Raw genomic sequence first — 24,523 nt, 5'->3', positions numbered from 1 at the left:
AATGGCAGCTCAGAGTGAATGGCATATGGGGAGTATCCCCGAAGCTGTCCCGCAAAGCAGATGGAAACATGTGCTGCATGGACTTAGACGAGATAAATTTCTGTATTTGTTAATTGCTCCAGGTTTATTATTTTTCTTGATATTCAAATATGTCCCTATGTGGGGAGTTGTCATCGCCTTCCAAGATTACTCGCCTTACATGGGAGTAACGGGCAGCCAGTGGGTCGGCTTTGAGCATTTTATCCGTTTTTTCTCAAACCAAGACTTTTACCTACTATTTCGCAATACGATGGCTATCAGTTTGTTGAGTTTAGTGTTCTTTTTCCCATTGCCGATTTTACTTGCTCTTTTATTGAACGAACTGCGCAATGCAGTCTACAAGAAATGGATTCAATCAATCGTCTATATGCCGCACTTTCTTTCGTGGGTCATTATCGCAGGGATTACTTTTTTATTGTTATCGCAATCATCGGGGATTATTAATAAGATGCTAGTCAGCTTAGGGTTCGCCAAATATGACTTTTTAACGAATGCCAACAGTTTCTGGATACTGCTTACGGTGCAGAACGTCTGGAAAGAGGCTGGATGGGGAACGATCATTTTCCTTGCCGCTATCGCGGGTGTCGATCCTGGACTGTATGAAGCGGCTAAAATGGACGGAGCTGGCCGTTTTCGGCAGGCTTGGCACGTAACGCTGCCCGCGATTCGAAGTGTCATTATTATTTTGTTCATCCTCAAGCTCGGGCACATTATGGACGTTGGATTCGAGCAAGTATTTCTGATGATGAACGGAGCCGTTTCGAGTGTGGCAGATGTATTTGAAACGTATGCTTACCGGCTAGGTATCCAGCAGGGACAGTTCAGCTTCAGTACCGCCGTCGGTTTGTTCAAATCTGTGGTTGGATTGATTCTGGTAATTGCAGCCAATAAGCTGGCCAAACGATTTGGTGAAGAAGGCGTATACTAATCTCCGCAAATAGGGAAACGGAGTGAGAATAATGAATCGAAGATTAGGCGACCGCCTATTCGATACGGTGAATATTATCGTGCTCGGCATCATAGCGATCATTACGATTTTTCCGCTTTATTATGTCTTTGTTGTTTCGTTTACAGATCCGGCAGAGTACATCCAGAAGCAAGGTTATCTCTTATTTCCGCAGAAGTGGACACTCGATTCCTACAAATATTTGTTGTCTACTTCAGCCTTTCAAAATGCAACGATGATCAGTGGTTTTCTAGCTACTGTTGGTACTGCGCTCAGCCTTGTGGTAACTGCAGCCCTTGCTTATGGTTTATCACGTAAGCGGTTGCAGGGCAGAAGACTGATCATGTTATTGATTCTTATCACCCTGTTATTCAGTCCAGGACTGATCCCGCCTTACTTGTTGGTTCGTGACTTGGGATTGATTAACAGCGTGTGGTCATTGATTCTACCGGTGCTGACAAGCGGGTGGTACGTCATTCTCATGAAAAGCTTCTTCGATAGTATTCCTGTTGAATTAGAAGAATCCGCGATCATTGACGGCTCAACGGATATCGGTGTTTTCTTCCGGATTGTCCTTCCTCTATCTCTTCCTGCACTTGCCGCATTTGGACTATTCTATGCAGTGGCGTACTGGAACACATTCTTTAGTGCGGTTCTATACATCAATGACTACACCAAGTGGCCGCTCCAGCTCGTGCTCCGCAATATGTTAATTGACTCATCGACTCAAGCTGGGGGAGCGGCTGCTGCACAGATGATGGCCGAACAAAGCATCCCTACCGAAACTTTAAAAATGGCAGCTGTCGTTATCGCGACGTTACCCATCCTGTGTGTTTATCCGTTCCTGCAAAAGCATTTTGCCAAAGGTGTGATGCTGGGTTCGGTGAAAGGATAATCTTTTTAAAATGAATGAGGAGGGTTCGTATGAAAGAAAATGAGAGGTCAATGACAAGCAAAGCAGTACCTGTATCTCTAGCCTTCATGATGGTAGCATCGGTCCTGTCGGCTTGCTCAAGTGGCGCAGCACCAGCTTCCACAACGGGAACAGGAACTGCTGCAGACAGCGGTCCACCAACAGAAATTAGTATTTTTACGGAGTTTAGCACACCGGAACCGCCAGCAGCTGATAATCCGGTAACCAAGGAGTTCGAGAAACGTACGAATACCAAGTTGACGATTACCTGGGCATCTCCTAACGCATGGGAAGAGAAGCAGAACGTTATGCTGGCTTCAGGCGATATGCCTGATTTGATGAAAATCAGGGATATGAAGCAAACGCAGGCGATCACCATGATCAAACAAGGGGCCTTTTGGGATCTGACGCCATATTTGAAGGATTATAAGAATTTATCCGCTTATCCAAAAGAGATTATGGACAGTGTGAAAGTAAATGGCAAACAATATATCCTGCCGTCGGTTCGTCCCCTTCATGGAAGCAGCTTCTTTAATATCCGCCAAGATTGGTTGGACAACGTAGGGGTGAAGATGCCACATACCATGGATGAGTTCTATACGGCCATGAAAGCTTTCGTCGAGAAAGATCCCGACAAGAACGGCAAGGCCGATACATATGGGTATAACGGAAAGAACTGGGAGAAAGTACTTGATATTTTTAATAAAAGTAATGGCAAGTGGAAAGAACAAGACGGCAAACTGGTAGATACCGATCTAGAACAGGGAACAAGAGAAGGACTCGTTTATCTTAACAAGATGTATAAGGATAAAATATTGCCTGAAGATTTCGTTGCTATGAAAACAACTGACTTTGAAAACATGGCGAAAGCAGGCAAAGTCGGTGTCCAAATGGATACCACGGAGGGTGTTTTCCGGGCTACAGAAGGTGCGCAAAAGCTTGATCCGAAAGCGGATTTTGTCGCTATGACTTATCTGGAAAGCTCAGCTGGCAAAATGGTTCCTACAGGTTCTGGATTCGCAGGGCTGTATGTGATTCCGAAAAAAGTTCCTGAAGCCAAAATGAAGAAAATCCTGGCTTTGATGGATTACGGAGCATCGGAGGAAGGTTTCGAATTGGCCTGTTATGGCCTTAAGGATATTCACTTCACTGTGGTGGACGGATTCAAAACGGCAACAGAGCAAGCGGTTAAAGACAGTGTATCACAAAGCTCGTTCGGTAAAATCTTCGAAAGATTCGATCCTTACTTATGGGCTTATCGCGTAGGGATGCCGAAAGCGACCTTTGAGCGTAATAAGAAAATTATAGATGAACGAGCAAATTATGGTGTATCTGATGTATCCATTGGTTTGATGTCCGATACTGACTTGAAACTGGGACCAGATTTTAAGAAGAAAATGGATGATATGAAGGTCAAAGTGATTATGGGGAAAGAACCAATTGAATCATGGGATGCAATGGTAAAAACGTTTAAAGCGGATGCCAATTACATGAAGATGATAGATGAGTTTAATAAATCCTATCAAGACAGGAAAAACGGTAAATAAAGAGAAAAAGGAGTGGAGCACTCATGCTGCGTAAATTGCGCTTAGCTGTTGTCGGATTGGGACGTGTGTCGAAGTCCCATCTTCCAGCCATACGGGAACTATCAGATCAAATTGAATTAGTTGCCCTTGTATCTCGCGATGAAGGTAAACTGCGTCTCGAAGCCGAAAAGTGGGAAGGGGTGCATACCTATACTTCCTATGACGACGCGGTAAATGATCCGGATATTGATGCTTTCTTGCTGCTTCTACCGCATGATATTCACGCAGAATATTCGATTAAGGCGCTTCGTGCCGGCAAACATGTGCTGGTAGAGAAGCCTATGGCGATGAATGTGCAGGAAGCTGAGCAGATGGCTGATGCGGCGGAAGCTAATCATGTTACTTTAATGATTGGGCAAAGCCGGCGTTTCTATCAACCGGTGATGGAATCAATTCGTCAGGTGAGAAACAAAGCAATTGGTGATTTGATCAACATCAATGCCATGCTTTTGGCACATATGGATAAGCCGGCAGCAGATTGGTGGAAGGATGAATCGAAAATCGGTGGATTTATTATTCCGCTGTGGGGAAGCCATATTCTTGATTACATTCAGTGGGCTTACGGCAGAGCGCCTAAGTCGGTATATGCGCAAGGACATTCTAATAACCCGAATTGGTCAGGTGAAGATGAAGTAGCCATTTCCATGAATTTTGGCGAGGGCCAAATGGCGAATGTGTGGATGTCATTTAACGCTGGCTGCCGCCCTACCGATGAATTGGGTCTTACTGGAAAGCGGATATGGTCGACGCAGAACAGTATTTATGAGCGATATTTAATTGGATCGAACGGTTTATTGCATCTGAAAGATGAATATGAACTTAGCCTGAATGGAGAGAAGCTGGAAACCTGTGAGTCTACATTCCCTAATTTCAAATGGCAGCTTGAGGAATTTGCCCTTGCCATTCGAGAGGGACGTGAACCGCTTGCTTCAGGCCGGGAAATCATCCAGGTCATGAGGGTCATAGATGGATGCTTTGAATCGATGCGTACTGGTCAAGTTGTGCAGCTTTAAGCCTTAGATTGCCTAAGGAAAACGAAGGAGGACTTATGCAATGAAGTTAAAAACATTGGTGCTTTCACCGCAATCTCGGTTGGATGAAGTTTGTTCGGAAGCGTGCCGTACACGTATAAATGATTATTTCGAACCCGTGTGGAATGAGACAGGACGTGACTATACACAGGAAGAGCTTTCAGAGCGGATTGCAGAGGCGGAAGTGATTATTTCTAGTTGGGGTTCCCCCAGCTTGACAGACGAAATGCTGCAGAAAGCCGTCAAGCTTCGTGCCGTCGGGCATGCGGCTGGAACTGTCAAGAACCTTGTTCCTAAGCAGATTTTCGAACAAGGGGTCAAAGTTTTCTCTGCAGCCCCAAGGATCGCACTAAGTGTGGGTGAATACTGCTTGGCAGCGCTGCTAACATCTCTTAGGTATTTGCCTGAATTTGATTCCGCCATGCGGGAGGGAAAATGGAAAATTGCTGGATTGAAGGGTAGAGAGCTCACTGGAAGCACGGTTGGCATTATTTCTGCCAGCTCAACGGCTCGCGCTTTTATCAAGCTCCTCACGCCTTTTCAAGTCAAAGTTCTCATCTATGATCCCTATTTGAGTGAAGAAGCGGCGGTTCGGCTGAATGCTAAGACGGCAACACTTGAGGAAGTTATGAGCTGCCCCATTATTTCGGTTCACGCGCCCAAACTTCCCGCTACGGAAAGAATGCTGACCCGTGAATTGCTGGCGCTTATTCCAGACGGTGCTGTCTTCATTAACTCTTCTAGAGGTCCTGTGGTCGATCAGCAGGCATTCATGGAAGAGCTTCAAAGCGGAAGATTCTTTGCTGCTCTAGATGTGTTTGATAAAGAACCTCTTGCTGTTGATCATCCCATACGGACTCTTCCTAATGTTCTTCTATCGCCTCATATTGCTGGAGCCTCTGTGCAGGGACATCTTGCGTTGATGGAGGAAGTGGTCGAAGACATCATCAGAGGCTTACAAGAAGAGAAGACGATGTATGAAGTGAACGAGAAAATGTGGGAAGTTATGGCCTAACAGCGTGCAGAAATCTTTTTATATAGGAAAGGAGAAATACGGAAATGGTTAGAAAAATGTCTGTTCCTCCCATGGAGTTGGTAGATTATGATGGCCCTGGAACACAGATGTGTGCGGTTATGGACGCAATTGGGGAGATTAGCGTAAGACGGGCCTTGATTCCAGAACCCAAGGAAGGCGAAGTAAGGGTTAAGGTCAAGTGGGTAGGTATATGCGGAAGTGATGTTGAGGTTTTCCGGGGTGCGCGCGAGCCTGAATTTATCTCGTACCCTACTAGATTAGGACACGAAGTTGCAGGGGTAATTGATCAAGTTGGCCCCAATGTGATTGGTGTCAAGAAAGGCGATCCTGTTGCGTTACGGTATGTTTGGGGCGCTTTTGCCGAGTATGTAGTCTGTACGCCTTTCTCGCTCAAGGTTTTGCCCAAAGAGTTGCCGTTAATCGAAGGCTCGCTCATTGAAGTGCTTCCGGGTATTATTCATGCAGCAGAATTAGGAGACATTTCACCGAATAAAAATGTATTAATTACAGGTCAAGGCGTCAGTGGTCTCGTGATGACACAAGTTATTCATATGTTCAGCCCAAGAAATTTGGTCGTAACAGATCTGTTTGACGAGAAACTGGCACTTGCACGCAAATATGGCGCAACCCATACGTATAAAATCCCTCATGAACATGCGGATACCATGGATATCGTGGGAGCCGACTTTCCAGGCGGCTTTGATGTAGTCATTCCTTGTCTCCTGGAAGGAGCGGGCATGGTAGATGCTATTAATGCAGCAGCACAGAATGGACGAATTGTCATGTATGGATGCATTGGCACTTGTCACAAGCCGGTTGATTTCTTCAAGGTGCACAAAAAACGGCTGGATATCCTTTCAACGGAGCCCAAGCGTGACATCGATAATCGGCGTTACTTCGATGAAGGACTGCGATTGGTACTCGACGGATTAGTTAACACCGAAGAGATGATTACTCACATCGTTCCACTTGCGGAAGTTGCACGGGCCTTCCAGTTGAGGAACGAACATAAAGGTGATACCATTCACGTTATGATTGACTGTGAAGTTAAGTAAATGATGAGGGGCTAAGCAGCTTGCAAGCTGCTTGGCCCCTTTTTTCAGGTGTAACGATGAGAAACAGCGTTACAGAGAGGTGTAGAGCTTGCAGAGGCATGAGGGAGCGGCTCTGAGAGCGGCGTGAAAGACGTACCGACCGGAGTGGTGCGCGAAGACATTTAACGGACCTCATTGCCGTTATTCTCGTTAAATCTCGCCGTTCTCAACTCTAACGGATTCCAGTGTCGTTATCCCACCAATTCAACCCCAATTGTCATACAATTATAGTGAATAGCTGCACTGGTGTCCGTTAGAATTTCGTAGAGCCATATTTAGTCCCAATAAGGTCTGCTCTGTCCGTAAGCAACTGTTCATCAGCGCCTAACAGCTTCAGCATTGCGGGCGAAACCCTGTTTTTGGCTGTGGTGCATAAATGGAACTTCTCCTGCTAATGGGGACGATTGAGTCGACATAATGGCAGGAAGTAACAGTTAGCGTCGTAAAACAAGCTTAAAAGTTGGTGGGGAGTGTGCAACCCCGGCAATTGTTAGCCGAAAGGATATTGTAACGTTAAAGTAGGCGCAGAGGGCAGGAAGTAACTGTAAGCGTGCAACGCCAGGCCGGCTGGTCGAAAATTTATGCAAGCGCTCACAATACTTTGATATACTGAGAGTAAATTCATCCAAATGGCTTAGAAGTATCAAGGAGGAAATTACCCATGCGTAAATGGCTTGTACCGGATACGAATGTCAGACATAAAGTTTTTATTCGTATGCTAATCCCTTATCTTCTATTTATCTGTATGCTGCTAGGCATAGGTTACATTGTCTACCGAGAAACGATTCATGTGATGGAGAAGGATGCCACGGAGAATCATAGGCTCGTTCTGGAGCAAAGCAGAGATATTCTCGAGCGAAGAATGGATGAGATTACCTCGATCGGACGTCAAGTTGCCGCCAATACAAAAGTCATTCAATTTATGACGGTGACGGATCCTTTTCAGGGGGCCAACACATATTCCGTCCTCGATACGAATAAGAGCTTGTATGATTTCAAGCTTTCAAATAATTTTGTCTTTAACTATTATATTCTTTTTAAAAATAGCGACCTTGTTCTAACACCGGGTTCTAGCTATACCATGGATGAATTCTTTAGCCGAATAGCTGTGTATGATGGCGGAGTTACAGAGAAAATGCGGAAAGATTGGATGCAGACCTACCATTCTCGTTCATTTCTCCCCTCTGAACATATGACTATTGGAAATAACTCTTACCAAATGATGACGTATTTACAATCACTAGGTCTGCCAGGTAATCCGCAGGCGGTTATCGCGGTTATGATCGATCAAGCTGAGATCCGCAAGTTATTTCAGGGACTCAACTTATCGGAAGGCGGATGGGCTTATATTTTGGATGATCAGGGGCGCATTATGAGCACGTTATCTGGCGAAAATACCGGACTTCCCATCCAATTGGCTGATCTGAAAGAAGACCATGGCATAGTTGAGAAAAAGCTGAATAATCAATCAATGATTATTACTTACACAAAATCAACCGTAAATGGTTGGACGTACGTTGTAGGCCAGCCGAAAGTCATTCTTTTAGGAAAAGTTCATTATATTCAAAAGATTATTTTCTCATTAACGTTGCTTTTTCTAGTTATTGGTGTTTCAATGGCCTATTTTCTTGCTTATCGGACTAGCAAACCGCTTCGAAACCTGGCTCAGTCGCTTAAAGAGCTCGTTGGAGGCGGAGTGAAACAGCATGATGTGTATGGCTTTATAAGTGAAGCTGTATCGGGACTGGCGATCTCTAATCGTAAGCTGCAATCCGAGTTGGAGCTGCAGGTGCCTTTATTACGTGCCTCGTATTTCAGAAGGCTTATGCAAGGACAATTTCTGTCTACACGGGATGCGGATATCCTGCTGAAGCATCTAGGTTTAGGCATGGAAGACGAAGATAGACAATATGTCGTCGTTCTCATTCGAATTCAAGGTTATGACAATGGATACAATGAGCTGCTGCTCAAAGATTTGGATCGCGTCCGCTTCGCATCCGCAGAGCTGATTAGGGAGCTTGTAGGCTCGGACGGATTTGCCTATGATGTGGCGCAAGATCAAATTGCCGTATTACTAAGTGTATATTCGCATGACGCCAACAAACATCGTGAGAACATAACGAAATTAATGGAACAGGTCTGCCAGACGATTAACTTGCGGTTTCAGATTGTATCTGATTGCGGCATCGGAGGTTTCTGTGATCGAGTGACGACAATCTCACGCTCGTATGAGCAGGCTAGAGAGGCTTTGTTTGCCTTAGTTCGATCAGACAAGGATGGATTGCAATGGTTTGATGAGCTCCCAGCGGCACTCAATGATTACCACTATCCACAGGACATGGAAGGACGGCTGATGAATGTGGCATTAGCTGGTGAACAAGATGAGGTTACACGTCTATTACAGGCATTGTATACGGAAAACTTTGAAAACCGGCATCTTTCGCAAACCGTGCTTCGATTATTCATTAGTGAGTTGTGGGGGAATCTCGTCAAGCTTCTACGACAATTAGGGATGCAAGCTGAGGATGTATATATCCAAATTCAGCGTATAGATGGGGCAGAGATTTCCTATGAGAGCTTGCAGCAGCATTTTGCAGCGATTCGTTTAGCTTATTCGAAAATTTGCCAGCATGTCATGGAACAGCGCTCAAGTCGTAACATCGAGTTGCTTGATAATATTCGCATGCTGCTTCAGAAAGATTTTGCAGACAAAGCATTATGTCTGGATGAAGCTGCTGATCGACTTCGGGTATCGAAGGTATATTTGTCACAGTTCTTCAAAGACCAAACGGGCATCAATTTCTCAGATTACTTGGAGCAATTACGCATGGAGCAAGCAAAACATCTATTGAGAAATTCGGATTACGCCATTCAAGAAATTGCAGACCAAGTAGGCTACTCCTCATCCAATACATTTTGCCGGGCGTTCAAAAGGCTGCATGGGGTAAGTGCAACGGTATATCAAAGGACTGTCGAAGTGAATTTATAGCGAAAAAATAACATTTGCACATCCATAAAGCGATTGCACATGCTCAAATCCTAAGGATTGCACAGGCAAGAAACGTTTTCATATATACATTCAACTAGGGGAGCCCTTACATTAAGGTTATACAACAACGAGGGGAGGTTACCCAATTGAAAACGGTGGCAAGTGTGAATACGTTGGCAAAAGCTAATACGAGGATTAAACGAATGCCATTCTTAAAGAAGCTGCATCGCAGCTGGCAGCTGTACGTTCTACTTGCACTGCCTGTTCTTTACATTATTGTGTTCAAGTATTATCCGATGTACGGCGCACAAATTGCTTTCAAAAATTTTATTGCTTCAAAAGGAATCACAGGCAGTGATTGGGTGGGATTCAAGCATTTCATCAGATTCTTCAATTCGTATGAATTCGGCACCCTTTTAAAAAACACATTAGTCCTTAATTTCTACAGCTTACTTGCGGGTATTCCTTTCCCAATCCTTCTGGCACTGGCCATCAATAACATCCAAAACAAGTGGTTTAAGAAATCGGTACAGATGATTACGTATGCACCACATTTCATCTCTGTCGTCGTTATGGCTGGGATTGTTCTCGTGCTTCTGGATCCAGAAAAGGGGATTGTGAATCTACTCCTTGGGGTGTTTGGTTTTGAGCCCATACACTTCATGGCGAAGCCAAGTTATTTCAGTTCTGTTTTTGTCTGGTCGGGGATATGGCAAAATGTTGGCTTCTCTTGCATCATTTACTTGGCAGCGCTTTCAGGTATTGACCCTTCTCAGCATGAAGCTGCGGTTATTGATGGTGCAAGTAAATTTAAGCGGATTTTGCATATCGATATTCCTGGCATTATGCCTGTTATCATCATTTTACTTATTTTGAACACAGGGCATATCATGGATTCTGGCTTCGAAAAGGTACTGTTGCTGCAAAATCAACTAAACCTTAGGACTTCGGAGGTCATTGATACTTATGTGTATAAGGTGGGTCTTGCTTCACAAGCTATGAATTACTCTTACTCAACGGCCATTAACTTATTCAAATCGGTTGTTGGACTAGCCATGCTCATTATTGTTAATCAAATTGCCAAACGTGCAAAGCAAGAAAGCTTATGGTAACGGGGTAGCAGGGGAGGTGCCGAAGATATGAAAGAGTCACATATTCTCGAATCACGAGGTGACAAATGGTTTAATGGGGTCAATATGCTGCTGATAGTGCTGTTTCTTGTGGTCATTTTGTACCCGCTAGTATTTGTTGTAAGCGCTTCTATTAGTTCTCCTGACGCTGTGATCTCGGGTAAAGTCTGGCTCTGGCCTGTACAACCAACCTTAGATGGCTATGCGGCTGTTTTTAAGCACAAATTGATTTGGAGCTCTTTTCGAAACTCAGTTTTTTATACGGTAGCAGGTACATTTCTCAGTGTTGTACTAACCATTGCTGCTGCATATCCACTTTCTAGACGAGATTTATTCGGTAAAAACTGGTTTATGCTGCTGTTTGTTTTCACGACCATGTTCTCCGGAGGGCTCATTCCTTCTTATCTATTGGTCAAAGATCTTGGGATGCTGAACACGGTGTGGGCCATGATTATTCCAAGTGCGATGAGTGTTTTTAACATTATCATTACACGAACCTATTTCAAAACGACACTGCCGGATGAAATGCTTGAAGCAGCCCAGATCGATGGTTGCAACGATTTCCGATATGTTTTTTCAATCGTCTTGCAGCTGTCAGGTCCCATTATCGCCGTAGTTGCGCTTTATTCCGCGGTTGGTTATTGGAATCAATATTTCAATGGTTTATTGTACCTTGATAGTCAGAAGTTATATCCATTGCAATTAGTCTTAAGAGAGATATTGGTGCAAAACGAAGTTGATGCTTCTATGCTGGACATGAAAGAAATAGCCGCTCAAGAAGGTTTACGCGCACTTTTGAAATACTCGTTAATTGTCGTTTCATCACTGCCATTACTGCTCGTTTATCCATTTGTACAAAAGTATTTCATTAAAGGTGTTATGATTGGCTCTTTGAAAGGATAAATAAGGGAGGTTGTTTTTGGAATGAAAAAAATATGGGGTATGGGATTAAGTGTTCTTATTGCGAGTGGGGTTGTGCTTGCAGGGTGCGCAGATAAACAAGCAGATGCACCTGCAGAAACAACAAAGGATCCGGTGAAAACCAGCAATGTCACAGCAGCAGGAGAACTGCCGATAACCAAAGAGAAAACGACGATTAAGGTATTAGTGAAAGGTTTCCCAGGTGTAAGTGATTATGCGAACAATGAGTTCACGAAATATTTGGAGGAAAAAACGAATATTCATATTGAATGGACCGTTGCTCCTGAGAAGTCTGCAGTGGAAAAACTGAACCTTGTACTTGGCAGTGGGGATCTGCCTGATGTCATCATGGGATTCGGGATTTCCCCAACCCAACAACTGATCTATGGCACGCAAGGAGATTTCCTAGATCTCGCGCCATATATTAATCAGTACGGCGTGGAAACGAAGAAAATGTTCGATATCGTTCAAGGGGTTAAGGATGAGATTACAGCACCTGGCGGTAAAATCTATGCTTTGCCTCAAGTGAATGAGTGTTATCACTGCTCGATGTCGCAGAAAATGTGGCTTTACAAGCCGTGGTTAGATAAGTTAGGTCTTCAAATGCCGAAAACAACAGACGAATTGTATAACGTATTGAAAGCATTTAAGACGAAGGATCCCAATGGAAATGGAAAAGCCGATGAGATTCCATTGTCGGGAGCAGCGGTTGGGCCAAACGTAAATATTGATTCATTTATTATGAACTCATTTGTTCTTGACTCTGGCATTACAACACGGTTATTTGTTGACAATGGAAAGGTCACGACATCGGTCAATACACCAGGCTGGAAAGAGGGTCTGACCTACCTCCACAAATTATACGCGGAAGGCTTAATTGCTCCGCAGTCGTTCACACAAGATCGGGATCAAGCGAAAGCGATGGGCGAGAACCCGGATATTAACATTCTCGGCGGCGAAGTTTCACAGCACAATGGCATATTCACGGCTTTTAACGGTCCAAGCGGCAGATGGTTGGAAGTTCAATCCGTTCCTTCCTTGAAAGGACCAGCAGGCGTACAAACGACACCGTGGAAATCAAGCGTACTGCAGGGATATTATGTCGTAACACGTACAGCCAAAAACCCAGAAGCGGCATTCCGATTAGGAGACCTGCTTTATAATACGGAGATGACGTTACGTCAAACGATTGGGCGGCCAGGAACAGAATGGGATTATGCAGCAAGCGGGGAGCTCGGCATCAATGGGAAACAAGCGATTTGGAAGACGCTTCCAAGTGCCATTCCAACTAATGCAGCAAATAATATCAATTGGAGCGGGCAATCCGCACCGTCCCTTCGTTCCAACGATTTCCGGCTTGGGCAGATGGCAGATCCGAAAAATCCACAGGAAGTTAAGCTCTTTACAGAGACTAGAAATAACTATGAGCCGTATAGACAAAAGCCGGAGTCTGTGCTTCCAGCGTTGTTCTTCTCGAACGACCAAGCTACAGAGTTAGCTGATCTAGAGAAGACTCTGACGGATTATATCAATCAGATGATCGCTCGTTTCACAACAGGTGACGCCAATATTGATAAAGAATGGGACGGTTATGTGAAGAAACTGAATGATATGAATCTGAAGAAATATCTAGACATCTATCAAGCCGCTTATGATGCGAAAATGAAGAAATAATGTTCTAGCGAAAAGCATGGAGCGATCCATGCTTTTTGAACTGTCCAATTCAAGGAGGAAAATGCGATGCATTCAAAACCAAACATTATTTATATCCTAGCCGACGATATGGGGTACGGCGATATTTCCTATTTGAACAAGAATTCCAAGATTAATACAGTACATTTTGACCGAATGGCAAAAGAAGGGATCGCCTTTACGGATGCCCATTCTTCGTCAGCTGTATGTACGCCATTTCGTTATAGTATCTTGACCGGAAGATATAATTGGCGTTCATCCCTCAAGAAAGGCGTTCTGAATGGATTCTCCGCTCCTTTAATTGAAGAAGGCCGAATGACAGTCGCTAGTTTACTTCGTGAACACGGATATAAGACGGCTTGTATTGGCAAATGGCATTTGGGCATGGAGTGGGCGAAGGCAGGCGACGGAGAGAGTGAAATTGATTATCGAGAGCCTATTCTTAAAGGACCGATAACGCATGGGTTTGACTATTATTACGGGCTTAGCGCATCGCTGGATATGCCCCCCTATGTCTATATCGAGAACGACCATGTTACCCAGTTGCCGGATCGCATAACCCGTAACGACGATCCGATGGCTTTTTGGCGTGAAGGGGCTACCGCACCAGATTTCGAGCACCAGCAAGTACTGCCTAAACTTACAACCAAAACACTGGAATGGATTGAGCAGTATAAAGATGAGCCATTTTTCATCTATTTCCCTCTGCCTGCTCCGCATACCCCGATCCTTCCATCAGAGGCGTTCGTTGGTCAATCTGGCACGAATGCTTACGGTGATTTCGTACTCATGTGTGACGATGTGATCGGTCAAATTATGAATAAACTGGATGAATTACAACTGTCCGAGAATACGATCGTGATTTATACAAGTGACAATGGCTGCTCGCCTAAAGCTAATTATGAGGAGCTTGCGACATTTGGACATAACCCTAGCTATGTTTTTCGCGGTCATAAAGCGGATATTTATGAAGGCGGTCATCGGATACCGCTGATTGTGAAATGGCCGCAGCGCATTCAAGCTGAGCGTATTAGCGATGAACCCGTCTGCCTGACAGATTTGCTCGCAACAGTTGCAGATGTATTGGAAGTTACTTTACCTCCGAGCGCAGGTGAGGATAGTGTAAGTAACCTGCCCATCTGGGCTAATCTTCCTTACGAGCAGCCCTTGCGAGAAGCCATTGTTCATCATTCCATTCAAGGGGCATTCTCTATCAGGCAGGGGAAATGGAAGTTGGAGCTATGCCCCGGCTCTGGCGGATGGAGCTTTCCAAAACCTGGTGAAGAGCCAGCAGGCTCGCCGCTGTATCAATTGTATGATCTCAGCGAGGATATTGGTGAAACCAATAATGTCATAGATGCTCATCCTGACATCGCCCAGTCTATGAAACTTATCCTTGAAAGGTATCAGGAATCAGGGAGAAGTACCGTTATTTCATCTAAATGACGATGTGACTATACGATAAAAAAAGAAAAGTAAGGATTCGGTAATTTTAACTACCCCGGAGAGAATGATTTGATTTATAATGAGTCTAATATTAAAGCGTTTTCCTAGGTTCTTTTAACTCAAGAGAAATCTGAATTAAGGGGTTATAAATCAATGAACGTATCTTATCACTTTGACGAAGTTGGCAGACTTCCTTTACCCGGAGATAATGTAGCAATTGCATTATGCCAATTGGATGCTGGCACTATCATTACCTATCAAGGCCAAAACCTGATCTTGGATTATACGGTTTTGGAAGGTCATCGCTTTGCTGTGAAATCCATTGCTCCCGGAGAAGCCTTATTATCCTGGGAGTTACCCTTTGGAGTGGCTTTGCAATCCATTGAGCCTGGTGGTTATGTAATCAACAAGACCGTGTTGGACGCGCTTCATGTTCGTTTGGTCAAATTCGCGCTTCCAGAGGCGCCTAATTTCTCGGATCAAATTCCTCCTTATGTTCTGGACGAGTCGAAATTCCAACCTGCACCGGGTGTACCCGCTTATACGGAAACGCGAACATTTCTAGGTTATCGGCGCAGCCAAGCTCGCGGCGTTGGCACCCGCAATATGGTTGTTCTGTTGGGGACAACCTCACTCACGGGGAGCTATGTCAAGCAACTAGCAGCTGGACTACAGAGCGAATTGAATACCTATACACAAGTCGAGGGTATTGTACCTGTGGCGCATACGGAGGGGGGAACGGAACAGCCCAACAATCTTGAACTGCTGCTGCGTACGTTGGCTGGTTTTATCGTTAATCCCAATGTGGGTGCAGTTCTAGTCGTAGATAATGGGGTTGACACCGTGACCAACCAGATGGTTGAAGCGTATTTACGGGAACACAAATATCCGCTAGGTGAAGTGCTGCATCAATTCCTCTCGCTGGATGGCAGCTTTCAAGAAAATCTGACGACTGGAGAAGCTATTGTTCGTAATTGGCTGCCAACGGTTAATGCTATGATGCGTACCCCAGAATCGATTAGCCATCTGAAAATTGGACTACAGTGTGGAGGCTCAGACGCCTTCTCCGGAATTTCCGCGAATCCGCTTCTGGGCTGGCTATCCCAAGAATTGATTAACTTCGGCGGCGCAGCCAGTCTGGCTGAAACCGATGAATTAATTGGCGCTGAGCCCTATGTCTTGCAGAAGGTGCGTGATATAGAAACAGCCCGTAAATTCTTAACGTTTGTCAATGAATTCAGGGAGCGCACAGCTTGGCATGGTTCTAACGCGGAAGGAAACCCATCCGGCGGCAATAAATATCGCGGCCTTTATAATATCTACCTGAAGTCGATTGGTGCTGCACGCAAGAAAGACCCAATCACCCGCCTTGATTATGCTATTGAATACGGAGGACCAATGAAGGAATCCGGCTATTATTTCATGGATAGCCCCGGCAATGATCTGGAGAGCATCGCCGGTCAGGTGGCTTCGGGCTGCAACCTGATATTTTTCACGACAGGTAACGGCTCGATTACTAACTTCCCTTTTGTGCCGACGGTCAAGGTAGTGACTACATCACGACGCTTCCAATTGCTTGCAAATGATATGGATATCAATGCCGGTCAGTACCTGGAAGGCGTTTCCATGGATGAACTGGGCAAACAAGCCTTTGAGCATTCGATACAAATAGCTTCAGGTCAGCGCAGTGTCGGCGAGAAAGCGGGCCACTCGCAGGTACAAATCTGGCGCAATTGGCGGCAAAGCGATGGAAGCAAGCTGGAAGCATTGCTCCATAAAGATTTACCGTCAGGGGAACCTATTGCGATTCAAATGGATGCAGCCGTGGCTGCAAGCTCTATCAGTTTCACCTTCACTCGTTACCAGGACCGCCGAGCAAGTGATCATATCGGATTAATTCTCCCCACGAGTCTATGTGCCGGTCAGGTTGCGAATATGATCGCGCAGAGGTTGAATAAACAGGGGCTGGGTCAGACAGATCAACTCTCACGCTTCATCTCCTTGGCTCATACAGAAGGATGCGGGACTTCGGATGGTCAACCCGAGCAGTTGTATACCCGAACAATGATGGGTTATGTGACACATCCGCTGGTCAAACATTGTTTGCTGCTTGAGCATGGTTGTGAGAAAACCCATAATGACTTCATGCGTCATGAGATGGAGGGGCGTGGAATTGACCCGGGTCGACTAGGTTTTGCAAGCATTCAACTAGATGGCGGAATCAATAAAGTGATTCAGAAAGTGGAAGCGTGGTTTGCTGAACAATTGTCTGCAGCAGGGCCAGTTACGAAAGAGACTGCGGGGCTAGAAGCTTTGCGTGTTGGGATCATAAGTGATGGTCCCATCCATGACAAGGTCGGTGAACAACTGGCGATTTTGACGAAAATGATTGTCGGCGCGGGTGGTATGGTGGTTGTACCCGAGAACAGCGGGTTGATTTCAACCTCAGCTTACTGTGAGGAATTATTACCTTCACTGAGCACCGAACCTTCATTAGCCTATGGGGAACATGCCTGCAACAACGGATTCCACATCATGGAAACACCAACCGAGCACTGGGTAGAGACGGTGACGGGGTTAGCAGCTACGGGAGTAGAGCTGATCATCGCGCTGATCCATCGGACTCCTATGCAGGCACATCCTTTCGTGCCAATGCTGCAAGTGGCATCGGACCTTGCAGCGGTACAAAGCTATGCGAAGGACTGTGATCTTGTGCTCACTGGAAATCCTGCTGCGTGGACAGATCAAATTCTGGATAGCTGTAAGCAGGTCATTGAGCATACCTATACACCGAAGCTTTATCAACAAGGTAATGTTGATTTTCAAATGACTCGCGGATATCTAGGCGTTTCGTTGTGATTGGAGTGGAAGAGATCGCCGCTGGCGGTCTCTTTTTTATAGGGCTGGCGGTAAATGAAATTTGATTTATTAGAACGTTCGTTCTATAATGGGCATACATCTTACGACAAAAGTGCAGCCACAATAACCTATAAAAAGGAGATAGAGGGATGACAGAATTCTGGGAATCCAGTTTTATCGAAAATCAAAGGATGTGGGGATTTCAGCCTGCGGACTCAGCCATCTTGACCAAGGACTTTTTCCTTGAGAAAAATGTCAAGGATATATTGATACCTGGTATCGGATATGGAAGAAACGCGAAAGTTTTTATCGATAACGGCATACAGGTAACAGGTATTGAGATTTCCAAAACTGCGATTGATTTGGGAAGGCAAGAAGGGCTCAATATTGATATTTTTCATGGATCAGTGGCTGATATGCCTTTTGAAAACAAGCTGTATGACGGCATATTTAGCTATGCGCTTATTCACTTATTGAATGAAGGCGAGAGAGCGAAGTTTATTCAAGATTGTTACAACCAGTTAAGGCCGGACGGGTATATGATTTTTACGACGATTTCAAAAGAAGCGCCCATGTTTGGAAAGGGCCAACAACTGGGTAAAGACTATTATGAGACCAACGCAGGTGTGAAAATGTTTTTTTATGATGTTGACTCGATCACCCAAGAATTTGGGAAATATGGGCTGATAGAAACCTCGGAAATTGTTGAGCCACATAAGAATGTGGAAAATAAACCGCCATTTAAATTTCTAATGATCAAATGTAAAAAAACGTCTGAATAGGATGTTTAATAAAGGTTTTTGAACGATTGGAGACGAATACACTTACTATCACTTGATTGAATTAGGGGATATTTACTCATGAAATTAAAAGAATACTTAATTGATTCCTTCATGAATTTAACATCCGATGGGATTGTAATCGTCGATATAAATGGAACTGTGTTAGAAGTGAATAAGAAGTTTGAAGAGTTGCATGGCTGGACGAGGGAAGAGGTTATTGGACAAGTATTGCCGACGACACCTGGTGACTTTAAAGAGGATGCTCTCCGATTGTATCAATCCTTAATAAACGGCGAGCAAATCAAGGACTTTGAAGCGATAAAACTTAGAAAAGACGGAACGACTTTTATTGCGAATGTGTCAGTCTCGCCTTTGAAAGATAATGATGGATGTATAGTAGGCTTTATTGGTTTGGAAAGAGACATTAGTGAGAAGAAAAGAGTGGAAGAGGAGCTTCTTGAACGAGAGAATCAGTATAGAAGACTGCTCAAGCTTAATCCGGAACCTATCGTTTTGCATAAAGACGGGCTCATCCAGTTTGTGAATGATGCTAGTTGCAAACTGTTTGGCGGAGCTTCATCCGAAGAGTTCATAGGAAATTCGATCTATGATTATTTCTGTCCAAAGGATAAGAAAGTGATCGTAGAGCGACTTGAAGAGATTATGCAGATGGATAACTACAGCGATTTTGTCGAGCGAAAGATGCGTAAGAAAGATGGCACTCTTTTTGATGCGGAAATATCTTCGATTTATGTTTACAAAAATATTGGCTATCCTGTCATGCAGAGCGTAATTCGCGATCTCACGGAGCGCAAGAAGTCGGAAGAAGCGATTATCCGATCAGAGAAGCTGTCGCTAATTGGTCAATTGGCAGCTGGAATCGCACATGATATCCGTAATCCACTAACTTCCTTAAAGGGGTTTGTCCATTTACTAAAGTCTAAAAATGCTGACTATGTTGATGTCATGATGGAAGAACTCGAACATATCAATTATGTCGTTAATGAATTTATGACGCTGGCCAAACCCCATCTGAATTATTACATGGAGAGTAATCCTGGGGAGCTTGTCCAAAGTGTCATTGGTTTTCTACAGCCCCATGCTCATCTGTATAACGTTCAAATACAAATGGACATGGATCCAGACATCCCCGTCATTTATTGTATTCCAGACCAAATTAAACAAGTCTTAATTAATATATTGAAGAATGCGATAGAGTCCATGCTTCATGGTGGATTGATACAGATATCAGTAAGAAATGATTCCAATCAAAAGTTGATTATTTGCGTCCAAGATCAAGGTGTTGGTATTTCTGAAGATAAGCTGACTCAGTTGGGCGAACCATTTTTCACGACAAAAGCTAACGGTACGGGTCTAGGGTTAATGGTCTGCAAACGTATTATTCATAGTCATGATGGCGAATTATCGATTCAAAGTGAAATTAACCATGGAACTACGGTGCAGATTGAGCTGCCAATAAAAAAATAAGCATAACATCCGGATAGAATCCCCTTCAGATAGACAGTGCGAAGCAAGGCACTGCCGTTTACTTGGAGGGGCTTTTTCAATTTAATCTAGCTTTACCTTCGTTTTAAGCCTGGTTGAACATTCCGCATTCTTGCTTTATCATATGAGGAAAGGAATGACAATGGCGATTTTGTAAGCGTTACCAATTAAGGTGAGCCACAATCCAGCCCTTATTTTACACGGAGAAAAGGAGATAACCATGCGATTCTTACAAGGTAACATATCGGCCAGGTTCAAGGTAATTTATGGTGTATTTTTCCTAGTCATCATCTCATCTACCGTGTGGCTGTCCTATTTAAGCTCGAAGGGAGGCATGGAGGATCAGCTGCGACGCACGAATACAGCGCTGCTTCATCTGAGTCAGCAGAAGATTGAAATGATGCTGCATGAAATTGATACAAGCACGATTAATTTCGTACAAGAGCCGGATGTCGAGTTTTTCCTGAATGGCAGATACGCGAGTGATGAGCTGCGGCTTAATTATTTCCGCATACTGAATGCTCGGTTTAAGACACTGATGTTTGCGAACAGCAATATTTCTTCGTTTTATTTGTATTCTTTAGCGAACAAGAGCTTGTTGACGGATGTGACGTATTCTGACGAGTCCAGCTTCTACGATATGGCTTGGCATGATGCTTATGTCAGCATGAAAGGCTACGGCGAATGGCTTGACACCAGGAAGGTGACGGAGATCAGCTCAGGACTGCAAATTGAGAAAAATATGATTACATTGGTGCGCACTTATCCGCTGATCAGTTTGCCGCAGTCTCGGAAGGGCGCCATTATTGTCAATGTCGCGGAAAGTACGCTCTCCAATCTGATTCAAGATGTAGATCAGCAAAGGGCAGGTCAAACGTTAGTCATTAATGACCAAGGGATGATTATTTCCTCGCAGAACAAAGAGCACCTGTTCCACTCCTTAAGCACGATTCCCGGCGCTCCGAAATTGAGTGATTTTAAGGGAAATGGGTATGTCACGTCGCATTCAAAAAGTGGAAGCTACACGACGTTTTATCTAACTTCTAATTACAATGGCTGGAAATACATCAGTATCGTACCTGACCCCGAGATGAATCGTCCACTAATGATCGTGCGCAATTTACTGCTAATCGTGACAGCGGGGATGTTCTTGCTAGCTATTGTGATTGTGTTTGCAGTAAGCAATTACACGTTCAGACCTCTTGAGCTTTTCTTCCACTCCGTAGCAGGTAAGAAATCAGTTCGTTCCGGTGACCTAACCTACATGGAGCAATTTTTCAAACAGATGGTATCAGACAACGAATCGTTGCAAAAACAAATGAATGACAGCTTGCCTGCGTTGAAATGGCGTCTGATCATGAGTCTGTTGATGGGGGATAAAACGAACTATGATCGGATGAAGCCATATTTCCATACGTTGGGTATAGATTTATATCATAAACAATTTATTGTACTCATCATTGAACTGGATCGCATCGAAGAGAATCACACTCCACGGGATGTGTACTTATTTACTTACGCGATTAGCAACGTTGCGGATGAATTAATTGCCGGCGTATGCAAAGGGACTTCGGTGGAACTAACCGATGGCCGAGTGACCGTCATTATGAGCTTCGAATCCGAGGATTCTCAAGGCAATCAAATTCAAGCTTTGCAGGTGGCTGATTTGGTGAAAAATTATGTGGGGATTCATTTTAAACAAACGGTAACCATTGGTGTAGGTAGTCCGCACTCGCAGCTGGAAGGTATCCAGTCTTCGTATGAAGAAGCGCTGAATGCGCTGAAATACAAGTTGATTATGGGCGATAACACCGTCGTCTCCATCGACGATATCGCGGGCAGCAATTATAATGAGAAATTTTACCGGATAACTGCGCTAATTGATTCTGTCGTCAACCTGGTTCGGGAAACGGATAAAATGAAGCTTCGTTCGCAGCTGGATAAAATTTTTGGCGAAGTCGTGGCAAGCAATGTTCCTCCTGAGTTAATTAAGCAGATGTGTATTCAGATCATTATGAAATCCATTAAGGTCATATCGGATAAGGGTCTTGAGATCAAAGAATTCCTAGATCCGAAGGAGAATATCTATGACCGAATTGAGTGCTGCATGAAAGTTGCTGAGTTGAAGAGTTATATGTCGGGCTTCCTGCATCAGCTCATTGTACGCACGGAGGAGAAGCGACTTTCCAAAGGGCACCACGATACCATTGGGCAGGTTCTAGCGTATGTGGAAGAACATTATATGGATAGCGATCTCTCGCTCAATCTGTTGGCGGCGCAATTCGAGTTAAGCGTTCCTTATTTAAGCAAGCTCTTCAAGGAAACGACGGAGACAAATTTCATGGATTGTCTGATTCAGATCCGTATGGAGAAGTCAAAGGAGCTGTTGCTGGGCTCGAAACAGAAGGTTAACACCATCGCTGAGAGCGTTGGGTACAACAATGTTCAGAGCTTTATACGTATTTTCAAGAAATATACAGGCCAAACACCAGGCGATTTCCGGGAAAATCTTAAAAAAGGCGAAGATGATAAAAATGGCGAATTGGAATCCGGTTAAAAAAGGTGTGTGTTTTAAAAAGTGTCTATATGCGAAATAACCATAAAAGCGCTACCATGAAGGTGCAAGTCATCGACCTGAGAGGAGGTAGGACATGAAATCACGAACCGTCGGGGCCACCACCGCACAAGCGAATGCCGGAAAGAAGGAGCAAACGACTAAGCTTAAACTGGCTTGGAAGTATCTGAAGCGGGACAAATACTTGTATCTATTGCTTCTTCCCATCTTTGCTTACTATGTCACATTTAAGTATACACCGATGTTTGGTGAGATCATTGCCTTCAAGAATTATCGTTTTGCTGATGGGATATGGGGGAGTCAGTGGGTTGGCCTGAAGCATTTCAACAGATTGTTCACGAGTCCAGATTTCTTCGTTGTATTAAGGAATACACTTTTGCTGAATGTGTACAGTATCGTGTTCGCTTTCCCCGTTCCGATTGTACTGGCTATCCTTCTAAATGAAGTCCGATTGGAATGGTATAAGCGAACGATTCAGAATCTTCTGTACATTCCGCATTTCATTTCCTGGGTAGTGCTTGGCGGCATTGTTATCGCGCTGCTGTCTCCATCCACGGGAATCGTCAACATTGCTTTGGTGAAGCTGTTCGGCATTGAGCCGATCTATTTCATGGCAAGCACCTTCTGGTGGCCGATTACGTTCATCCTTTCCGGGATATGGCAGAATGCAGGTTGGGGAACAATTCTCTACCTCGCGGCCATGGCTGGCATTGACCCTCAGTTGTATGAAGCAGCGAAGATAGACGGAGCGAGTAAGCTTCGGCGCATCTGGCACGTGACACTGCCGGGCATCCGATCTACAATCGCCATCCTGTTGATCCTGCGTGTGGGTCAGATGATGGATGTGGGATTCGAGCATATCTTCGTGCTGCAAAATAAAGCGGTTTCAGAGGTCGCTAACGTAATTAGTACCTATGTGTACCATGTTGGTTTAGAAGGATCGCAGTACAGCTATACGACAGCGCTTGGCCTTTTTCAATCCATTATTGGCTTGATCTTGGTTGTAAGCGTGAATCGATTAATTAAAGCCTTAGGCGAGAATGGGCTATGGTAGGAGGGGAATGCAGTGTCCGGAAGTCATAGCTCGTCAGCAAAGCTGGTTTATGGTGTCATCTATGTGTTTCTAGCGGTACTTGCCATGTTGACGTTATTCCCATTCATTCATGTGCTATCTACCTCATTAAGCAGTTCTCGGGCCATTATGTCAGGTGAGGTCTTTTTATGGCCGAAGGAAGTCACATTCACTTCTTTTAAAAACCTCATTGAAGACGGCCAGCTGTTTAATGCCATGAAGAACACAGTACTCATTACAGTTGTAGGGACTTCCATCAACATTGTAGCAACGATCATGGCGGCCTATCCGTTAAGTCGCAAGCGGCTCAAGGGTAGGAATGTTCTGCTAATGATCATAACGTTCACCATGCTGTTCGGCGGAGGGATCATTCCTAACTATATCCTCATCAAAACGCTGGGCATTATGAACACCTACTGGGCACTCTGGCTGCCTGGGCTGATCAGCACGTACAATTTTTTCGTCATGAAATCTTTCTTTGAAGGGTTGCCTCCGGAACTGGAGGAATCTGCTGCGATTGATGGAGCTAATGATTTGTACATTATTTGGAAAATTATTCTTCCGCTCTCCATGCCGATTATTGCGGCGCTAACGTTATTTTATTCAGTAACCTGGTGGAATTCGTATATGAATGTTCTCATGTATATCACGAATTCAGGGAAGCTGTCTTTGATGGTGAAGCTGCTGCAAATGATTGATACGACAAGCCAGAATCTGCTCAATACGAATGCGACCAACGGGAGCGAAGGAGCTTCTATACAAACGATGGTAACTCCAGAGGGATTAAGGGCTGCTGCGATCATTATCTCGGTGCTGCCGATCCTATGTGTCTATCCATTCTTACAGAAGTATTTTGTAAAAGGTGTCTTGATTGGTTCGATTAAAGGTTAATAGAAAATCCATTCT

General features: G+C 44.4%; 17 protein-coding genes. All 17 read left to right on the top strand.

Going from position 1 to position 24,523, the window contains the following annotated elements:
* Window position 1 precedes the first annotated feature (1 nt).
* The 17 genes from AC58VC_RS08520 (at window position 2) to AC58VC_RS08440 (ending at window position 24,508) form a co-directional block, all read left to right on the top strand.
* Window positions 2-967 carry an ABC transporter permease gene (locus tag AC58VC_RS08520; RefSeq protein WP_497368405.1) on the top strand — a complete coding sequence of 322 codons (966 nt, stop codon included), beginning with the start codon at window positions 2-4 and terminating at the stop codon, window positions 965-967.
* Between the two features lie 31 nt (window positions 968-998).
* Window positions 999-1,880, top strand: a complete 882-nt coding sequence (locus AC58VC_RS08515) for a carbohydrate ABC transporter permease (RefSeq protein ID WP_497368404.1) — start codon at window positions 999-1,001, stop codon at window positions 1,878-1,880.
* 29 nt (window positions 1,881-1,909) lie between these two features.
* Window positions 1,910-3,445 carry a type 2 periplasmic-binding domain-containing protein gene (locus tag AC58VC_RS08510; protein ID WP_497368403.1) on the top strand — a complete coding sequence of 512 codons (1,536 nt, stop codon included), beginning with the start codon at window positions 1,910-1,912 and terminating at the stop codon, window positions 3,443-3,445.
* A gap of 23 nt (window positions 3,446-3,468) precedes the next feature.
* On the top strand, window positions 3,469-4,497 hold the full coding sequence (locus AC58VC_RS08505) for a Gfo/Idh/MocA family protein (protein ID WP_497368402.1): 1,029 nt from the start codon (window positions 3,469-3,471) through the stop codon (window positions 4,495-4,497).
* 40 nt (window positions 4,498-4,537) lie between these two features.
* A complete protein-coding gene (locus tag AC58VC_RS08500; RefSeq protein WP_497368401.1) occupies window positions 4,538-5,530 on the top strand; it encodes a hydroxyacid dehydrogenase in 993 nt (330 codons plus the stop codon).
* 44 nt (window positions 5,531-5,574) lie between these two features.
* Window positions 5,575-6,606: a zinc-dependent alcohol dehydrogenase gene (locus AC58VC_RS08495; protein WP_497368400.1), complete on the top strand. Its 1,032-nt coding sequence runs from the start codon at window positions 5,575-5,577 to the stop codon at window positions 6,604-6,606.
* A 700-nt stretch (window positions 6,607-7,306) separates the two neighbouring features.
* Window positions 7,307-9,634 carry a helix-turn-helix domain-containing protein gene (locus tag AC58VC_RS08490; protein WP_497368399.1) on the top strand — a complete coding sequence of 776 codons (2,328 nt, stop codon included), beginning with the start codon at window positions 7,307-7,309 and terminating at the stop codon, window positions 9,632-9,634.
* 119 nt (window positions 9,635-9,753) lie between these two features.
* The gene (locus AC58VC_RS08485; RefSeq protein ID WP_497368998.1) at window positions 9,754-10,746 is read left to right on the top strand and encodes an ABC transporter permease; all 993 of its coding nucleotides are present in this window, start codon (window positions 9,754-9,756) and stop codon (window positions 10,744-10,746) included.
* A gap of 27 nt (window positions 10,747-10,773) precedes the next feature.
* Window positions 10,774-11,667 carry a carbohydrate ABC transporter permease gene (locus AC58VC_RS08480; protein WP_497368398.1) on the top strand — a complete coding sequence of 298 codons (894 nt, stop codon included), beginning with the start codon at window positions 10,774-10,776 and terminating at the stop codon, window positions 11,665-11,667.
* 21 nt (window positions 11,668-11,688) lie between these two features.
* Window positions 11,689-13,359: an ABC transporter substrate-binding protein gene (locus AC58VC_RS08475; RefSeq protein WP_497368397.1), complete on the top strand. Its 1,671-nt coding sequence runs from the start codon at window positions 11,689-11,691 to the stop codon at window positions 13,357-13,359.
* 66 nt (window positions 13,360-13,425) lie between these two features.
* The gene (locus tag AC58VC_RS08470) at window positions 13,426-14,823 is read left to right on the top strand and encodes a sulfatase family protein (RefSeq protein WP_497368396.1); all 1,398 of its coding nucleotides are present in this window, start codon (window positions 13,426-13,428) and stop codon (window positions 14,821-14,823) included.
* A gap of 153 nt (window positions 14,824-14,976) precedes the next feature.
* Window positions 14,977-17,682, top strand: coding sequence for a UxaA family hydrolase (locus tag AC58VC_RS08465; RefSeq protein WP_497368395.1), 2,706 nt, complete (start codon window positions 14,977-14,979; stop codon window positions 17,680-17,682).
* A 149-nt stretch (window positions 17,683-17,831) separates the two neighbouring features.
* A complete protein-coding gene (locus AC58VC_RS08460) occupies window positions 17,832-18,464 on the top strand; it encodes a class I SAM-dependent methyltransferase (protein WP_497368394.1) in 633 nt (210 codons plus the stop codon).
* Window positions 18,465-18,542: 78 nt separating this feature from the next.
* The gene (locus AC58VC_RS08455; RefSeq protein ID WP_497368393.1) at window positions 18,543-19,952 is read left to right on the top strand and encodes a PAS domain S-box protein; all 1,410 of its coding nucleotides are present in this window, start codon (window positions 18,543-18,545) and stop codon (window positions 19,950-19,952) included.
* A 238-nt stretch (window positions 19,953-20,190) separates the two neighbouring features.
* Window positions 20,191-22,527, top strand: a complete 2,337-nt coding sequence (locus AC58VC_RS08450) for a helix-turn-helix domain-containing protein (RefSeq protein ID WP_497368392.1) — start codon at window positions 20,191-20,193, stop codon at window positions 22,525-22,527.
* Window positions 22,528-22,621: 94 nt separating this feature from the next.
* Window positions 22,622-23,599, top strand: a complete 978-nt coding sequence (locus AC58VC_RS08445; protein WP_497368391.1) for an ABC transporter permease — start codon at window positions 22,622-22,624, stop codon at window positions 23,597-23,599.
* A gap of 12 nt (window positions 23,600-23,611) precedes the next feature.
* Window positions 23,612-24,508 (top strand): carbohydrate ABC transporter permease, encoded by an 897-nt coding sequence (locus AC58VC_RS08440; protein ID WP_497368390.1) that lies wholly within the window; start codon window positions 23,612-23,614, stop codon window positions 24,506-24,508.
* Window positions 24,509-24,523: the final 15 nt, after the last annotated feature.

This window comes from Paenibacillus sp. J22R67, from assembly GCF_059692175.1.
This window is presented reverse-complemented; position numbering and strand designations above follow the sequence as displayed.

What these genes read in the sequence shown, in the direction of transcription:
- AC58VC_RS08510 (WP_497368403.1), top strand. Translation starts at nt 1,910, where the DNA reads ATGAAAGAAAATGAGAGGTCAATGACAAGCAAAGCAGTACCTGTATCT.
- AC58VC_RS08450 (WP_497368392.1), top strand. Translation starts at nt 20,191, where the DNA reads ATGCGATTCTTACAAGGTAACATATCGGCCAGGTTCAAGGTAATTTAT.
- AC58VC_RS08445 (WP_497368391.1), top strand. Translation starts at nt 22,622, where the DNA reads ATGAAATCACGAACCGTCGGGGCCACCACCGCACAAGCGAATGCCGGA.
- AC58VC_RS08505 (WP_497368402.1), top strand. Translation starts at nt 3,469, where the DNA reads ATGCTGCGTAAATTGCGCTTAGCTGTTGTCGGATTGGGACGTGTGTCG.
- AC58VC_RS08515 (WP_497368404.1), top strand. Translation starts at nt 999, where the DNA reads ATGAATCGAAGATTAGGCGACCGCCTATTCGATACGGTGAATATTATC.
- AC58VC_RS08520 (WP_497368405.1), top strand. Translation starts at nt 2, where the DNA reads ATGGCAGCTCAGAGTGAATGGCATATGGGGAGTATCCCCGAAGCTGTC.
- AC58VC_RS08465 (WP_497368395.1), top strand. Translation starts at nt 14,977, where the DNA reads ATGAACGTATCTTATCACTTTGACGAAGTTGGCAGACTTCCTTTACCC.
- AC58VC_RS08495 (WP_497368400.1), top strand. Translation starts at nt 5,575, where the DNA reads ATGGTTAGAAAAATGTCTGTTCCTCCCATGGAGTTGGTAGATTATGAT.
- AC58VC_RS08455 (WP_497368393.1), top strand. Translation starts at nt 18,543, where the DNA reads ATGAAATTAAAAGAATACTTAATTGATTCCTTCATGAATTTAACATCC.
- AC58VC_RS08460 (WP_497368394.1), top strand. Translation starts at nt 17,832, where the DNA reads ATGACAGAATTCTGGGAATCCAGTTTTATCGAAAATCAAAGGATGTGG.
- AC58VC_RS08480 (WP_497368398.1), top strand. Translation starts at nt 10,774, where the DNA reads ATGAAAGAGTCACATATTCTCGAATCACGAGGTGACAAATGGTTTAAT.
- AC58VC_RS08490 (WP_497368399.1), top strand. Translation starts at nt 7,307, where the DNA reads ATGCGTAAATGGCTTGTACCGGATACGAATGTCAGACATAAAGTTTTT.
- AC58VC_RS08475 (WP_497368397.1), top strand. Translation starts at nt 11,689, where the DNA reads ATGAAAAAAATATGGGGTATGGGATTAAGTGTTCTTATTGCGAGTGGG.
- AC58VC_RS08470 (WP_497368396.1), top strand. Translation starts at nt 13,426, where the DNA reads ATGCATTCAAAACCAAACATTATTTATATCCTAGCCGACGATATGGGG.
- AC58VC_RS08500 (WP_497368401.1), top strand. Translation starts at nt 4,538, where the DNA reads ATGAAGTTAAAAACATTGGTGCTTTCACCGCAATCTCGGTTGGATGAA.